11 protein-coding genes are annotated in these 16,172 nt (G+C 38.6%); 4 read left to right on the top strand and 7 right to left on the bottom strand.

What is annotated here, in order from left to right; genetic code table 11:
* Positions 1-50: 50 nt before the first annotated feature.
* The 7 genes from BGP15_RS01015 to BGP15_RS00985 all read right to left on the bottom strand — a co-directional run bounded on the left by BGP15_RS01015 (position 51) and on the right by BGP15_RS00985 (position 9,911).
* Entirely contained in the window at positions 51-4,103 is a 4,053-nt protein-coding gene (locus BGP15_RS01015) for a hybrid sensor histidine kinase/response regulator transcription factor (RefSeq protein WP_286768485.1), read from the bottom strand.
* Between the two features lie 184 nt (positions 4,104-4,287).
* On the bottom strand, positions 4,288-5,526 hold the full coding sequence (locus BGP15_RS01010) for an McrC family protein (RefSeq protein WP_286768484.1): 1,239 nt from the start codon (positions 5,524-5,526) through the stop codon (positions 4,288-4,290).
* 4 nt (positions 5,527-5,530) lie between these two features.
* On the bottom strand, positions 5,531-7,276 hold the full coding sequence (locus tag BGP15_RS01005; RefSeq protein ID WP_286768483.1) for an McrB family protein: 1,746 nt from the start codon (positions 7,274-7,276) through the stop codon (positions 5,531-5,533).
* Positions 7,277-7,404: 128 nt separating this feature from the next.
* On the bottom strand, positions 7,405-7,809 hold the full coding sequence (locus tag BGP15_RS01000; RefSeq protein ID WP_286768482.1) for a hypothetical protein: 405 nt from the start codon (positions 7,807-7,809) through the stop codon (positions 7,405-7,407).
* A gap of 84 nt (positions 7,810-7,893) precedes the next feature.
* Positions 7,894-8,274 carry a hypothetical protein gene (locus BGP15_RS00995; RefSeq protein WP_286768481.1) on the bottom strand — a complete coding sequence of 127 codons (381 nt, stop codon included), beginning with the start codon at positions 8,272-8,274 and terminating at the stop codon, positions 7,894-7,896.
* Between the two features lie 44 nt (positions 8,275-8,318).
* Entirely contained in the window at positions 8,319-8,726 is a 408-nt protein-coding gene (locus BGP15_RS00990) for a hypothetical protein (protein ID WP_286768480.1), read from the bottom strand.
* A 738-nt stretch (positions 8,727-9,464) separates the two neighbouring features.
* Complete coding sequence (locus BGP15_RS00985; protein ID WP_286768479.1) at positions 9,465-9,911, bottom strand: nuclear transport factor 2 family protein; 447 nt, start codon at positions 9,909-9,911, stop codon at positions 9,465-9,467.
* 342 nt (positions 9,912-10,253) lie between these two features.
* Between BGP15_RS00985 and BGP15_RS00980 the strand changes: the two genes are divergently transcribed.
* The 4 genes from BGP15_RS00980 (at position 10,254) to BGP15_RS00965 (ending at position 16,172) form a co-directional block, all read left to right on the top strand.
* Positions 10,254-10,595 carry a hypothetical protein gene (locus BGP15_RS00980; RefSeq protein WP_286768478.1) on the top strand — a complete coding sequence of 114 codons (342 nt, stop codon included), beginning with the start codon at positions 10,254-10,256 and terminating at the stop codon, positions 10,593-10,595.
* A gap of 393 nt (positions 10,596-10,988) precedes the next feature.
* Positions 10,989-12,701: a hypothetical protein gene (locus BGP15_RS00975; RefSeq protein WP_286768477.1), complete on the top strand. Its 1,713-nt coding sequence runs from the start codon at positions 10,989-10,991 to the stop codon at positions 12,699-12,701.
* Positions 12,702-12,712: 11 nt separating this feature from the next.
* Positions 12,713-14,452, top strand: coding sequence for a hypothetical protein (locus tag BGP15_RS00970; RefSeq protein ID WP_286768476.1), 1,740 nt, complete (start codon positions 12,713-12,715; stop codon positions 14,450-14,452).
* A gap of 7 nt (positions 14,453-14,459) precedes the next feature.
* Positions 14,460-16,172 (top strand): hypothetical protein, encoded by a 1,713-nt coding sequence (locus BGP15_RS00965; RefSeq protein ID WP_286768475.1) that lies wholly within the window; start codon positions 14,460-14,462, stop codon positions 16,170-16,172.

Raw genomic sequence — 16,172 nt, 5'->3', positions numbered from 1 at the left:
TAAATAGCTGCTGTTTTTTTTCTCTTTTGCATTTTAAATGCCTCAGGTGATTAACCGATACTAGTAGGTACGCTTCCCAGATGGCTGTAGCGCTTGCGGTATTCTGAGGGCGAACAACCAAAAATTTTGGAAAAATGCTGCCTAAAATGTTTGATATCTTTGAAACCAACTTGATAAGCGGTTTCATTAATGTTAGTCTTGTTTTCTATAAGTAATTGCGCAGCCCGACGCATCCGAATAGATCGGATAAATTCGTTGGCAGATTTGCCTGAGATAGATTTTATCCGCCTATACATATTGGAATGACTCATCCCGAGCTCTTCGGCAAGCATCTTTACCGTAAAATTTTCATTCAACAAGTGCTTTTCAACCACGGCTATTGCCCGTTGCAAAAAATCTTTAAAAGCTGCCGGAACTTTATGGTCTTTGGACTGCAAGGTAATTTCACTATAAAAATAGGTATGTAATCTATTTTTATTTTCAATTAGACTTTCTACACGTGCCATGAGTAGCTCCCTGTCAAAAGGTTTGACGATATAGTCATCTGCACCAACTTCTATACCGTTTAATTTAACATCAAAAGACGAACTTGCTGTTAACAAGATAATAGGTACATGACTTCGTTTTATGCTGCTCTTCATCTGTTTGCAGAGATCAATTCCGGAAGTTCCGCTCATCATTACATCACTAATGACAATACTTGGTTCTAATTTTTCTAAAATGGCTGATGCCGTTTCAGCACTATTTGCTTTGACAACCTGATATTTGTCGGAAAAAATACGAGCAATATAATTTAGCATATCTTCACTGTCGTCGACGATCAATATTTTCTCCTGCAAATCATTTTCATACAATTCATCAAGTGCCTGACTTTGCACGGAATAAGTTGAAGCTGAAGGTTCGGGCTGCTCTCCTGCTACAGCACTACGATATCCAGTAGCCGTTTGTTGTAATTCGACGCTACCCACAATAGCTGATGAACTGACCTGGGTAATGGGTAACGAAATTGAAAAAGTTGCTCCAGCTCGCGGATTCGCAAAATATTCCAATCTACCTTGATGCAGATTAATGAATTTTTTCACAAAAAACAGTCCGATTCCAAAACCATCAGCACTGTGATTAAATAAACTAAAATTGCGTTTAAAAGGTTTAAATATTTCTTCCGTTAGCTGAGTTGGATAGCCCTGTCCCGAATCAATGATAGCACACCTTAGTTCCTCGTCTGTACGACTCACTTTAATACAGACAGATCCGCCATTGGCCGTATATTTAAGTGCATTTTGAAGTAAATTGATAAAACAAATTTCCAATTTTTCATAGTCTGCATTTAAGATTAGTCTTTCAATATCAGTCTCAAATGCGTAACTGATATTTCGAGAATTGGCCAATTGCCTAAAAGAATCAAACGTTCCCCGTAAAACCGGTATGATATCAAATACTGTATAAGCAAGCTCATCAAAATTTCCATCAGATTTTCTAAACAAAAGAAGTTTATCTGCAAGATTTAACAATCGCTTGGAATGATTGTAAACAGACAGCAGTTCCTCTGACTCGCCCATATTTTTTTTTGATTTGTTGACAATGTCTTTGATGGGATTTACAATGAGCGTCAATGGAGTCCTAATTTCATGGACGATATGGGTAAAAAACGTCAGCTTATCTTCGAGTAACTCGTGCTCTTTTTCCCGCTCAAATTCGGCTGTCTTTAACTTAAATAGCAATAGATCCTTATTCTCCCGATACCCATTGTAAAGATAGATGACCGCAACGATCAGCAAAAGATATCCTATATATGCCCATATGCTTCGATACCAAGGGGGCAAAACTACCACATCGATAATACGTTCTGCTTGATTCCATTGGCCATTTGCGTTACTCGATCGGATATGCAATTTATACTTGCCTTCCCTGAGATTCGAATAATAAGCAGTCCGCTGTTTATTGACGTAATTCCAATCTTTGTCCCAACCTTCCAAATAATAAGCGTAGTCGATCCTATCCGAAAAACTATAATCCAATGCTGCAAAGGAAAAAGATAAAATAGCCTTTTCATATGGTATTTTTAAGCTTTGAACAGCGTTCAAAGAGATTTGCTTATACGCTTCACTTTGCCCGTATGGCACATTCCCAATGCTCAATCGGGTCAATTTCAACGCGGGAAACCTGGCCTTAAAAAATATATCCTGCGGCCTGAATAAATTGAACCCACGGATACCACCAAAAACCAACAGATCGTCCCGTAATTTAATGGCAGCGTTATAATTAAATTGATTGCTCTGGAGACCGTCTGACTGATAGAAGTTTTGAAATGTTTTTTTTTGTACATCCATTTTGGAGAGTCCATCAAGTGAAGACATCCACATATTACCCTGTGCATCCTGTAAGCCATTCAACAAGGTATTGCTAACAAGGCCATCCTTTTCGGTATAGCGTCTATAGTTCATCGAGCTTAGATTCAGATGTAAAAGTCCACCACCCTCTGTGCCAAGCCAAAGAAAATCGCTTTCTGTTTGTTGGATAAAACGAATTGGGCTTCCAATGTGATAGCTATTGTATTTCATCGTACGCAAGTCTAGTCGGAATAAGGCGCTCCACGATCCCATCCACAATACAGTATCCTTGTCTTCAAAAAAAGTTAACACATCATTTATCGGCAAACTGAGGTGTTTAAACTGATCTGCGATGGTATCCAAGCAATAGACATTTCCACTGGCGAGTGTTGATGCCCAAAGCGTCCCCCTACTGTCTTTAAATAAACGCCATACAGCATTATTGACATATTGAGTGTTAGGATAATAACAGGGGTAATGTTTTACCTGGCCAGTTTTGGTATTTAATTTGACAATTCCCGTATCATAACTACCAATCCACAACTGGTCATTTTGATGTTGGATTAATGAGGTTATAAAAGCGGGTTTAACATCCTTATGCGCTGAATAGGGATAATGGACCAAGCTACCTTTCGATATACTCCATTTGTATAATCCATCCCCATCGGTTCCGATCCATATATGATTTTGATCGGCTTGCTCGAACGATAAAATAAAGTCGGCAGTATTTACCCGCTCGCTTTTGGGATTAAGTTTAAATGTTTGAAATCTTCTTTTTACCGGATCTACAATATTAATACCCCCTCTTAATGTGCCAATCCAAAGTCGATCATCTTTATCTTCCAGTACTGCAAAAATAGACTGACTGGTTAGTTGCTGTTGGTCAAACCCAATATTATCTTCAAACGTTCGCGTAATAATATTAAATTTCTGTATGCCATTACCGTCTGTACATATCCACAGCTTTTTGTCTTTTCCAAAATAAAGGTTAACGATAGACTTCCGGTCAGTATTGTGATTATAAGTTGTGAAAGCACCTGTTTCTACATGATAACAACTAATTGTTTGGTTGCTGGCGAACCAAATATCTCCTGTAGGTGCTACAGCCATCGTTGTCGACTGGAAATCAACTTTTTTTACGTTTGAAAAAAGGTGTTTTTTACTATCGTAATAAGCCAAACCAACATGGTCTATGAATGCCCAGACGCCTGCATCAGCAGCTTTGCAAATCGCTGAAACACGATAATCATTTTGATTTTGGCCAGCATCTTTTAAAGGTATCTTTTGGACGATACTTCCACCTCTTGTTTCTTCAACTTTAAATAGCCCTTTGGATCCGCCATGCAGAAATAACTGGCCTTGATTATCCTTTTCTATCTGATGGATCGGAAAATTCAGCAGTTTATTTCCTCCATCCGAGTATACTAAAACTTGTTTACATTGTGTGCGATTGGGATCTATCACTGCTAACCCACTTTTCGTTGCTACATATAGCTGTCCCGAAGCACTTTCGGCAACAGCTGTTACACGATTGTCAGGAAGGGTATTCTTAGACAATGGGTCGTTTTTAAAAACTTTAAATTCGTACCCATCGTAACGATTTAGGCCATTTGATGTCCCAAACCACATAAATCCATCCCTATCCTGAAAGATCGCGGTAACAAAATCATTTGAAAGCCCTTTATGGATACCCAAATAAGCAATAGACGACTGACACCATAACACATGAATAGGCAAAAATAATCCCAGGAGGATCAAGTAGAGATTTTTCATAAAAAGTTTATAATTGTGTTTATGACACTTAAATTACGAAAAGCCTATCGATCAACAAACTGAAATACAATATTTATTATCCAACGATCGTATGCTTATTATGATTAATGCGGTTAATCTCTTTGCGACTAAGTTTATTACATTCGAGAGGACAATTGGGGAGCCCACAGAAGCGCTGGAATGGCTAATTAAAATTAATCAGTGCAAGAATATCATTCCCTAAAGATTTGCTCAAATTGCCTTTTTCATCTAAGATCGACAGCAAACCAATTTGTGCTACGTATTCTTTCCCATGGTAGTTATCGCAAAGCTCTTTCTTTTTCTGGGTATTAGCATGAGGATACAGCAACATCCCTCCTACGGCATTCCAATAATCCAAATAAACGTAGATCTGTCGTAGATCTTGCGTGGATATCATATCATAGCTATAGTTCTTCCATTTGGTATCAATGACAAACTGTTTTCCACTGATTCGATGTTTTAATAGGATATCTGGTCGAAGGGTCTTATCGCGCCAAAATTGCTTGCTCTCCTGTCCTCGTACTTCCCAATATTTCGAACAGTTCGCCAACTGCGCAAGCACATACTTCTCCCAGAGCTCATTCATATTGAAAAGCAGCGCCAGCATATTTTCAGTTCCCGCTTTGACATTGGGGGCATAGTTTAAAATAATCAATCGTGCTAATTCAATTGCTGTCCGATAAGATTCCGTTTTACGGCTATAAGATAGCCTATCAAATAATTGCTGGTCGGCCCAGATCTCTTTGACTTCTGGAAAATTCAATTGCACCGTCTTGCACCGTCCATAACGATAGCTCCCATGCGACAGGCGAGCAACTATTTCCAAGCCTAGCTGGAGAATCTGATGCAGCACATGGTCACCGCCATATACTTGATGGGTATTGTAAAAACGCTCTTTATGAACGAGATTACGCTGAATATGCCCTGCAAACTCCAGTTTTCCTTTGAGCGCAACGGTATTTTTAGTTTCCTGATAATATTGTTTCACCAGTCCGTGATGCAGCAATTCTTCTACCGCTGTTAAATACCAATCAAAATAGATATCCAACAGATGGATCTGCTGTTTGTCAACAAAAGCCTCCCCAACTGCTGTAATCTTTATCCGCTCCGTTTCGAGAAGCATTTCGATCAATACGTCGCGCCAATTGACGGTAGATGCAGTCCGCTGGATCTTGGGAAGGATTTCAATGACAAGATCGTCCACCTGAACAATCCCGACATAGCTTTTGAATCGGATACCCTGATAGACAGGCGCAAAGTATTTACCCTGATGTAGATCATTGTATTTGAGCAGCACATGGAAGTAAATCTCCACAAATCGCAGACTTTCTCCTGCCTGAGTCTTGTAGGACTGATTGAGATACAAGGTATCATGCTCATAGACTTGAAGGACATGCTGCATATGATTATCCGATCAATTGATTCAAGGCATCAATAATATTTTCTTCTGGTACCTCGAGTACATTCAGCTTTGGTTTATACTGCGGCTTCCGTATTTTATCGAAATCCGGAAAGAGATCTCCAGAAAAGTTGTCATTTTCGATTTCAACAAAACCTGGTCCCAGCACCAAAGCAATTTTCTCCTCATCCCGATAAAAATATTCTTTGAGTAAGGGTACGATGCAATTGTTAAAAGCATGCGTGAGATCGCGCGTTGACTGCACATTAATCAGATAAGAATGTCCAATTTGATGGTCTTTGTCCAAAAGCACCTTGATGCGATTGTTGATTCTACTGAGGACATGTTGCAGATTGATATTTTCGATGATGATATCGCCGAGCAGTTCGGTATTGGGCATCATCTCCACAAAGGCAAACCGACGGCGCAAAGCAGTATCCAAAGCTTCCACCGAACGGTCGGCTGTATTCATGGTACCGATGAGATACAGATTGGATGGTACCGAAAATTTCTGCTTGCTATAAGGAAGGATAACTTCAAGTGCTTCATCCCGTCCTGCACGTTTGGATTCCTCAATCAACGTAATCAGTTCACCAAATATGGCGGATACGTTGCCCCGATTGATTTCATCGATAATTAAAACCACAGGCTTTCCTTGAATATCCTGATTGGCCATCGTCTTTTGAAATACCCCGGAATTAAACTTACCGACCAGTTCGGCACTGGCAGATGTCTCTTCACTCGAGTGCAGCTCGAGATAGGTATTGTATGCCGCATGGGCACAGGCAATCTTAAACAAACCGCTTTCTACTTCATAGATAAGCTGCTTTCTTCCATCGTCGGTTTCATGAAAACGGGGTTTGATTCCTTCCACAAAATCCTCATAGCTCATGCTCTGATGAAAAGTTGTAAAAAGGATCTGTCCTCGGTCCACATAACGCTGGTAACGCGATTTCAGTGAAGTCCTATCCTCAAGGGACAGTTCCGTTTCGCTTTTTCCTTCGATTATGGAAAGAGCCAAGTTGATGCTATTATAGGTTTTTCCCGTACCTGGAGGACCATACAAAATTTGGTTGAGCTGTATAGGCATACTGTTTGCAAATGTCTCGGTACTGACAGATTTTTCCTCACTCCCTATTTCTTTAATGATAGCGTGGTGTTTTTCGACACGTTGGTTCAGCTTATTGATCAGACTGACAAACTCCTGAGGTGTAACGCGATGCGCTGTAAACCGTTGGATAGATTGCTTGACACTTAAGATACCTTGATCGACGATAGCGATAATATCGGCCAACTGGCCATCAATATCCTGGCACATCGCTTCCAAAGAGACATAGTTTTCTTTGAGGCCAGCGATTCGAATCGTATACATTTTTGCAGTTTCATTGATTTTCCGTGCCAGCTTATACTTTTCCACCAAAGGCTCTTTAATTGTCTTGATTAAGTTTAGCACCGCACGATTTTGATCATCTTTGGGATCTTGGGTTTGAGTAAATTCAAAATAGTACGTATAAGTAGACTCCCCCAACACGAATATTAGGCTCATCGCATCGCCAGAAGAACCCGGGAAATTGACAGGAATTGACCAAAAGGTAGTTGCAAAATAGCCCGAACGCTGGGTTCCGATAAAGTAATCGGTTTCGGAATTCTTTGTGGCACTTTGTCTCACTGTAAACGTAAAATTGTTGTCTGCCTGATGTTTGGACATCAGCCAATCAAAAACACTTTTTTCGTATGCTTCGTAACTTAACATATATGGTACTGGCTTGCTATCTCGGTATTCCTACCGTGTTAAATAATTTTCTTGAAAATCTAATTTGATCGCTGTAGACACAGCTCTTAAGGATTGGACAGCTGCCTGTCCTTGGAACAAAGATACGATTAATACTTCTGTTTTTGTCGATATACTTTTGGTTCATGCGCTGACAACACATTGATTAAACCATCAGCATACAAAAAGATAAAATGCTGAACATTTTCTTTACTAACAATATGATAACTATTTTTTACTATCCAATCAATCAAATCAGATTTTCCCACCGTAAATAAGGACCAATTTCCTGTAATACCATAATCGTCAATTATTTTTAAAGAACTGTTTTCATTTTGATTTTGATAATAAAGTGCATGAAATCCAAAATCGAAGACAAGGTTAGGTTCAATATTCTCTATTTCAAAACTTATCTGCAGTCTATTCTCTTGATCATCTGATAAACTTATTAAATAAAGGTCTCCTTTAATCATTTCAACGGGATGCCATTTTTTTAATATGTTGCTCTTTTTCATATGTAAATTTAGTGGTGTTCAATGGCTCATAAAAATGGGTAAGCATTCCTTGAGCAAATCCGAGCTTCGTCTTTTTACTCCATTTCAGAATTCTGCTTGCCAGAAAACTTCGATTTCATTACCGCTTATGATGTCGATAATATTATTTACATTAACTATAGAATAGTGTTTCAGATCCCAATCTGAAAACATTTCTTGACTTTCTCTACGAAACCAATCTAAATAGTTTGAATTATCAGATACCACTAAACCTCTATAACCTGGGTGCTCATAGAGACTTCTCGATCTTGCACCTTCATCTGTCACTTGATAAGACATTACACCTTTAAATTTTAAGATTAATATTCGGTCATCTTTCATTTCAGCCAGATGAATCTCTATGTTGCCACCGTTGTCCGTTAAATGAACAAAATAAATATCATTTGGTGGAGGAGATACTGGATCCCATTTTATAAAATTGTTCATAACTATTGATACCTGAATTTTGTTCCTTTTAATTTATTAACGGGTTAACTCACTAACGTTTTCACCTCTTCCTTACTTAACCAGCGAAATGTAGCAGGTTCATCCGAAAGCACCTCAATTGCATTTTCTAAATTATAAATAACGAAATGTTCAATATTTTTTCTTTCTAAAATATTATAGCTGCCCTCAATAACTGAATCCAAATAAGCGGAGCATGTAGATCTCGCAAATCCTCGAAAATCGTCGTTCTCGTTAACCATCTTCATTAGCGCCAAGTCGATCGTAACTTTATACGAAACAAAATACTCAAATTTTATTTCGAGAATTTGAGTGTGGTCAACTAAGTTTTTTAAAAGAATAACTATTTCACTGTATTCCACATACATTTTATAAAAAAATAAATCTTGAGGAAGGGATAAATCAATAGCCCATTTTTCATATTTATCTTTCATCGTGTACTATCTAAATTTTGTTTCTATTACTTTTCTTCCAAATTCAATATCGGGCGCTGATGTTAGTCCTACAGGGTCAACTTAACTACCTATCCAAATTTTCAATTTCTTTTTTGAAATTAGCTAATAGAGAATAAAATCGAGTTTTCAATAGCTCACTTTTTCTTTTATTATCCATAACAATTTCATTAAAATAGATCGCATCAACCCAAATATTTAAATTATTAGTATTCGTTTCGAGCATGAAATCATAGGCCTTTTCAATATCTGATAATTCGAAACTTGAATATATATCCTCAGATTTGGATAATTGCATAGCGCTCAATAATAACTGACTTGACTTGAATCCATTTTATAGCAATTATTCAATTTATCAAAATTTTCCAGGAACGACAGTTCGTTACCAACTTCACGTTGAAGTTGATCTAATGCTTGGGCTAAAGAATCTTCAAAACTTTTTAACGCTAGTAGGTGCTTTTTAATATCCATTACTTATTCTTTTTTACACCCAATAATCTAAGTTATTGACCTCTGTATTACTATAATGTAGCGACCACACTCCATTTGCATGAAATCTCAGCACGAATGGTGAATGCCTAAAGTTAATTTAAAAGTTCCATACTTGTATATCACAAAAAAAGCCACATCTCCCGACCTGGCTTTTAAAATAAACTTAAATAGATAATTCTCTAGTGGCCTGTCCTCCACCCGAACTGACAGACCACTAACTATTTGATTTTATTTGTACGAATTGACTGATTTGGAAACTTTCCAGCTGTTACCCTCGCGCGCTAAGGTGACCAGGTCAGTCTTGGTAAAGTTTTCAAATTTCAAGGTTACTTTAGCGACCATATAGTCTGCTGACTCTTCAAGGATATCGGTGCTTACGGTGCAGTTCAGCTTCTCTCCTTTTTGCTTTTTCAAGAATTTAACGATTTCGCTACGGCCATGACTTTGTGCATTGGACGCTTGAATCTTTTGGTTAAAATCTTCAGCAAATAGCTGCTCTACACCTGCTGATTCTCCCTCGGTAGTTACCGCAACATAGTGATCAAGTGCCAAGTCTGCTGTAGATAGATTAACGTTTGCTTTTGTAGCTTTTGCGCCCGGTCCTTCAGCTGCCATTGCGAATGTTGATATGACGATTAGGGCTGCTGCTGCGAATGTTTTTACTAATGCTATCATAATGTCTTTTTTATAGTGTTAGTATTTTGTTCTTATTTGTTGACTCAAAACTACAACACAATCGGCCCCCAGCCTACGGACTTTAGACCAACGCTCAGGAAAACTCGGTGAATGGCGGGAATTGGGAGGCGAAAATATGTAGGATTACCATCTCTAATTTTTGAACAGCTTTCAGTTTACTGAGCAAACTAAATATCAACTAAATAAGAGCGAATATTAGATCAACTCTCACGAATACGAATCCCTCAGCCCAGTCAAATTTCTTGTGATTACTTTTAGTGTCAGATAATTAAAACATGCCCAAAAAGGCATACATTATTTAACAAATAAAACTTAAAAACAATGAAAAAGTTATTGATGAGTTTGGTAGCCCTAGCTGCGCTATCAAGCGCGGCCTTCGCCGGCACTGGAGCAAAAGCCGCCAAAGAAAATGTAGAAGTGAAAACAAGTACTTCGTCAACAGCCGAAAACGCCAACAAAGTTGAAGTTGCCGAATCAACAAAGGAAAACAACGCAAAGTTTCTGAGAAAGTGTGTTTACACGTTAACAGTCTACAATAGCAGTGGCGAAGTAATTGACACTTTCACTTCGCAAACCTATGTTGAAAATTCCTGTTCAGGATTCTTCGACAACTGTAGAACGATTTACCGGCATATGCTTGCCCACGGTGAATTAGGAATATAGTCTGCAAACTATATTTCATTCGAATTATAAGTACTGAAACATAAGCGAGGCTTAGGCCTCGCTTTTTCTTACCCAACTATCCTATAAAAATAACGTTCATTCTTTCATCACTCAACTTTCTTTCGGAATATGTTAATCGGCAACAATCAATAATTCAAACAACAGATATCGTTTGAAGACTTTTAATAGCACAATTTGAATGTAATCCGATGTTTTGTTATCTGAGAAATTTATTGAAGAAAAAAATCATCAATTAAACAATTAACAAAATAAATAATTTACACAGGATTTCATTGTTTAGCTACGCTAAAAAACATTTATGAAAGAAAATATAGCCATAAAAGAAAGAAAAATAATTATATCTTTGGCTACTTATTAGCCAAGTAAAAAGAAATGAAAAGTACTCTTGTTAGCGGGTTCAACCAATTGCAGTGGAAAACACTCAGTCTGTATTTTCTAGCTTTAATGATTTGCTTTAGCTGTAAAAAGACTGAACAAACCACTCCTCTAGTAGATAATCCCTTAAAATTGGAAACCATCGGAGTTGATGCGGCAAACAAAAAGACCATCGTTTTTGCAGGACGTGTATTGTATCTCAATAGTGAAAAAATAAAAGACCACGGATTTTTACTCAAATCAGGTTTCGGAGCTTCGGCAATTGAAAAAAAATATGCCTTAGGTGATGCTGTTCAAATTGGGAAAGTACAAACAAAGATTGAAACGCCAGCTGAAGTCCTAGAAACTGGTGTGGGAACGTATCGATTTTACATAGAAACCGATAAAAACACCTATTTCGGAGAAACTGTCCGGTTTCAGCTATCAAATTTCCTCGTAGATTATCAAATGGGCTTAAGCGCAACTGCGGGCGAAACAATTACAGTAAATGGTGATTTTAAGGATTTCAACAAGGAAAGCTATAAACTTAGCTACGACTTCAACAACCCTAAAGAGGTTGCTTATAACATCGACGCCACCAAGAGGAAAATTACGTTCGCTGTACCAGCTGGTTACCGTCATGGTGTAGATCTCAGCTTCTCTCTAACTCCTATCCAACCCGAAACAAACTTTAATAGCAGTATCGGTCTTGCATCTGTTAGGATATTGGGTACACTAGCTCCTCCCACGTCATATAACTATAATTATGACGATTACCTGCGCCTATCGGGAACTGGACTTCCTCCAGATCGTCCTTCATCATTTTACGTTATTATCGGCGACAAGCTGTTCCCCTACTCTCAGGAACTATTGCTAAGCGATATGATTTATGATCAACCCAAAACAGCCTACCGCATAGGGTATTATAATGGCCGGGATACAGTCATCTTCGATAAGAAAATTACCCTTAACATTCCGAAACCGACAGATTTGTCCATCCGTCAGTCTCATGTTCATCCGGGAAGGTCGATTTCCGTAACGGGTATTATCCCGTATAAATATAGCTTCATGCCTCTAATGAGCGTAGGCGGTAAAAGTGCCCGGTATAGTTGGACCTGGAACGGCGATGATAAAATAACTATCGGAGATATCCCGGATGGAACTTATCCATTCATTATGGAAGGTCCTTTTGCCAAATTTGAAAGTAAAGAAAAAATTGTTGTTCAATCGTTAAAAGTAACTGATGCGGGTTCATCGAAGGGCTATTATGGTACATCAGTAAAAATACTGGGTAATTTCATACGCGGTGACGAGTATATTGCAAGACTTGGGGATCAGGGGGACCAAAATTTGCAGGTCGCCAATGGTAGCGCCGTACTCGAAATCCCGAATATTAAGCCTGGTAAAGTAAAGATCACCGTGTTATACAATGACGACCATGGCAAGCAGCATACTGTCGCTACCGACCATCAGATTGAAGTACTCGCTCCTATCTTTGACGATTTTTATCCAAAATCGGGTAAGCCTGGCGACGTCATCACATTAAAAGGTAAAGGACTGGGCTACTGCGCAATTTACATGGGTGACGTTAGGTTAATCTCCGTAGGTGGTACAGTAGACGAACCGCAGGTTTTTATACCAAGGAATATTTTCTTCAAAGGAAAAGTACGCATCAGTGCACAATACCAAAGTGATTGGATCGAATGCAAGGAGACATTTGAATTATTATAATCGAAAAATTTATGAAAATGTATACAGTGGGGGTAACAAAATTAATAATATCAATTTTGATATTATTTTGCCTATTCATCTCCTGCAAGAAGGAAAATAAGACGGAGGCTCCGACCAACATCACAGTAAGCGCCGTCACGGGAAGCTTTGAAAAAATGACGCAATCGTCGATTGTCCTCCATGGGGCCGTAGGCGATGTAACCATGCTCCCTAATATTATAGAATACGGTTTTGTTTTGAGTACAAATGGAAATACAGGATATGCAAAGCCCGAATCCGAAATTGTATTGGGTAAAAAGTTATCCGAAAAAGATGTTGTTTTCACCTATAAACCTGAAGACAATTTTGACATGAATACGATCTATACCTATGCGTTCTATGTCAAGACCAAAAATGGCTTTTATAAAGGCACATCAAATTCATTTCAACTGGATGGCATGCAGGTAGAATCGCCTTCGGAAATCTTAGGTATGCCCGGCGAACAAGTGAGCCTCAAGGGTCGATTTTCGATGTTGGACGACAGCTATAAATTATATGGCATGCTGGACAGAAGCCAGCAAATAGCCTATCAAATCGCTGCAGATGGCTCAAGTCTAACATTTAAAATCCCAGATGTAGAAGGCTCTCAGCATGGAAAAAAACTAAGAATAGAGCTACAGAAAAATTCAACAGGAGGGAGTTTCAACAGACAGCTAGTCCAAATCAGCTTATTGGGCAAGCTGATTCCTCCAGCCATAGAATCCTACGGTTTTACAGATATGATACATTTTTATGGATCCTGCTTACCCGGATATGGAGGGAACGACAAATCATTCCAGATTATTATCGGCAACATCACAATCCCTTATACGCGTGAAATTGCCATTAAAGATCTGAAAGGTCTAGTAGGGAAAAGCTTTAAAATAGGCTACAAAAATGGCCGGGACTCCGTGCTATTTGCAATAGATTACAGCATCCAGGCGCCCAATGCTGCTGACATGTTTTTTGTCAATCCTGTAGCCCACCCGAATACCCACGCTATCGTCAATGGCTTTTCATTCTATTCATTCTTTGATATGTACCAAACAAAATATTATGTTGGGAAATATCAGGTTAATGAGATGGAGGTTAATGGAGACTATCCATCAGGAGCCATTTCAATACCGCTCAAGAATATCCCAGAAGGCCAATATAAATTGCGTCTGGACAATGGATTTTTTAATATTGAAAGCACAAAAACGATACAGATCAAGAAATTTGACTGGACTGCCATTGATAAAAAGGAGGCCTATGTTGGCGACTACCTAACACTCACCGGAAATTTTATCAAAGGGTTTGAATACACGATTTATGGAGACGATTTCTTTAAATTGCCAGTTGTATGCGCCGAAGACGGTAAATTAACTTTCCAGGTACAGACCTTCTTTGAGGAGACTGAATCGCTACATATTGTATACAATGAACTGTCCGAAACCGGATGGCATTTGTACACGCATGAGAAGGCATTACCATTTAAAAGTTTAGGTATGACCTTCGATAGCTTATCCCCCAAAATGGGATTACCGGGCTCTATTGTGCAGCTCAAGGGAAAAGGAATTGGTTTGGCACATATGATCCGGGTTGGCGATACACAGGTGTATCCACTTGTAAAAAGCGTGGATGAAGTTACGATTGCCATTCCTGTTTTTCTCACAAAAGGTAAAGTGAGAATCTCCGCCTCAACCTGGCGTAATACTGTGCTATTATCACCGGACTACTTCGAAGTCCAATAATGTAATTATGATGAAAAGTTTAATCCACCAGTTGCTAATATCCCTGGCAATAGTCACAACAACGTGGGCATGTAAGAAAACGGAAGAAGTCGTGGTCGTCCACACGCCCATGAAAGTGATTGCCAATGCTCCCACAGAAGTAAAGGATTCGCAAATCACCATGCATGGTGAAATAGAAAACACAAACGATGAAGAAATTTTAGATGTAGGCTTTATATTATCCGAAATTACAAAAACCGGGAGTAGCTTATTACAGGAAATCTCGGCTGGTAAACAAAAACTGACAGCAGGCAAAACTGTAGATTTTACCTTAAACGTAAAAGAGCCTTTTGACCTAGATTTAATTTATCAGTATGTATTTTATGTCAAGACTGCCAAAGGTTTCTACAAAAGCCCGGCTGTTCGTTTTAATGTCGACAATATTAGCGTAACAGATACCAAACCTATCTTAGTTTACCTTGGAGAGACAATTATATTGAAAGGAAACTTTAAGCAATTTAAGGATAACTACTATTTAATTGCCAATAGTGATCCACAGCAACGGTTGGCATTTACACTAAAAGACAACAAGACAACATTGGCGGTAACCCTGCCGAAAGGAGGATACTATCATGGAAATTCAGTGGGCATTACACTTCAGAAACCAATCAACGGCAGTCAATTTGTAAGTTCCAAACAACTGATAGAAACAAAGATTGTTGCTAAAATCACAGAACCAAGTAAATACAGCTTTGCATATAATGAAGGTATCCAGATCAACGGTATTGGATTGCCCCAATATAATGCGGATAACCTTTACCTTCTGATTAATGACCAACGCATACCATTTGCAAACTACCTACTGTTCAGACAATTAGTAGAACTAAAAAGCGGATCTTTCCGATTGGGATATACCAATGGTCGCGATAGTGTTTATCTAGCGAAAGAAATCCAGTTAGAGCAACCACCAGCAGATGATTTCGAATTAGCAACCACGCAAACGCATCCCGGCTGCAGGATAGAGACCAAAGGAATTAATTTTTATAAATATTTCGGTGATGAAATCAACAAGTTATTTATAGGCAGTTCGGCAGCGTCCGGTTTTATCGGAAGTAACGGATACAGTGCCCATGTCACTGTACCTAACAATCTACCAGAAGGAAAATACCCTATAACGTTGACAAGTGGCCTATCGACAGTGACCAGTAAGCAACATCTCGAAGTGAAGAAGTTACATTGGAATACGATTAATCAAAACACTTTTTTTGCCGGTGATACTGCCCGCCTAACAGGAAACTTTTACAATACCGTCGGCTACAACCTAGAATTTGTGGGTGGCCCCATACTATATAGTTTTGAGATGAAAAACGATCTTGTTAGTTTCAAAATACCGCAACTGACTCCCGGCAAGTATAAAATAAAGACATTTTATTATGGATTCTACAATAGCGAAAAATACTATGCTCCTGAAGAGAAGACCATTGAAATTGAAATGCCTATAATCACTGATTTCAGCCCACACACAGTTACCAGCGAATATGCTATCACGTTGCAGGGCAAGGGCCTTTCTGACGACTTTAAATTTTACTTTGGAGACCAAGAAGTAAATGCTTTCATTTCAGATGCCGAAAATAAGCGGATAATCTATATCCCTTACGATATAAAACCTGGTAAATATAAGGTCTGGATGAGTACTAAATATGGAAAAGTTGAAGCAAAAACATTGCTGGAAATCAAATAA

Source organism: Sphingobacterium sp. 40-24, from assembly GCF_001899705.1.
Taxonomy (GTDB): Bacteria; Bacteroidota; Bacteroidia; order Sphingobacteriales; family Sphingobacteriaceae; genus Sphingobacterium; species Sphingobacterium multivorum.
This window is presented reverse-complemented; position numbering and strand designations above follow the sequence as displayed.

Excerpts from the sequence above, each read along its gene's own strand:
- BGP15_RS00990 (WP_286768480.1), bottom strand. The coding sequence starts at position 8,726 with ATGAAAGATAAATATGAAAAATGGGCTATTGATTTATCCCTTCCTCAA.
- BGP15_RS01005 (WP_286768483.1), bottom strand. The coding sequence starts at position 7,276 with ATGTTAAGTTACGAAGCATACGAAAAAAGTGTTTTTGATTGGCTGATG.
- BGP15_RS01000 (WP_286768482.1), bottom strand. The coding sequence starts at position 7,809 with ATGAAAAAGAGCAACATATTAAAAAAATGGCATCCCGTTGAAATGATT.
- BGP15_RS00965 (WP_286768475.1), top strand. The coding sequence starts at position 14,460 with ATGATGAAAAGTTTAATCCACCAGTTGCTAATATCCCTGGCAATAGTC.
- BGP15_RS00980 (WP_286768478.1), top strand. The coding sequence starts at position 10,254 with ATGAAAAAGTTATTGATGAGTTTGGTAGCCCTAGCTGCGCTATCAAGC.
- BGP15_RS01015 (WP_286768485.1), bottom strand. The coding sequence starts at position 4,103 with ATGAAAAATCTCTACTTGATCCTCCTGGGATTATTTTTGCCTATTCAT.
- BGP15_RS01010 (WP_286768484.1), bottom strand. The coding sequence starts at position 5,526 with ATGCAGCATGTCCTTCAAGTCTATGAGCATGATACCTTGTATCTCAAT.
- BGP15_RS00995 (WP_286768481.1), bottom strand. The coding sequence starts at position 8,274 with ATGAACAATTTTATAAAATGGGATCCAGTATCTCCTCCACCAAATGAT.
- BGP15_RS00985 (WP_286768479.1), bottom strand. The coding sequence starts at position 9,911 with ATGATAGCATTAGTAAAAACATTCGCAGCAGCAGCCCTAATCGTCATA.
- BGP15_RS00970 (WP_286768476.1), top strand. The coding sequence starts at position 12,713 with ATGAAAATGTATACAGTGGGGGTAACAAAATTAATAATATCAATTTTG.
- BGP15_RS00975 (WP_286768477.1), top strand. The coding sequence starts at position 10,989 with ATGAAAAGTACTCTTGTTAGCGGGTTCAACCAATTGCAGTGGAAAACA.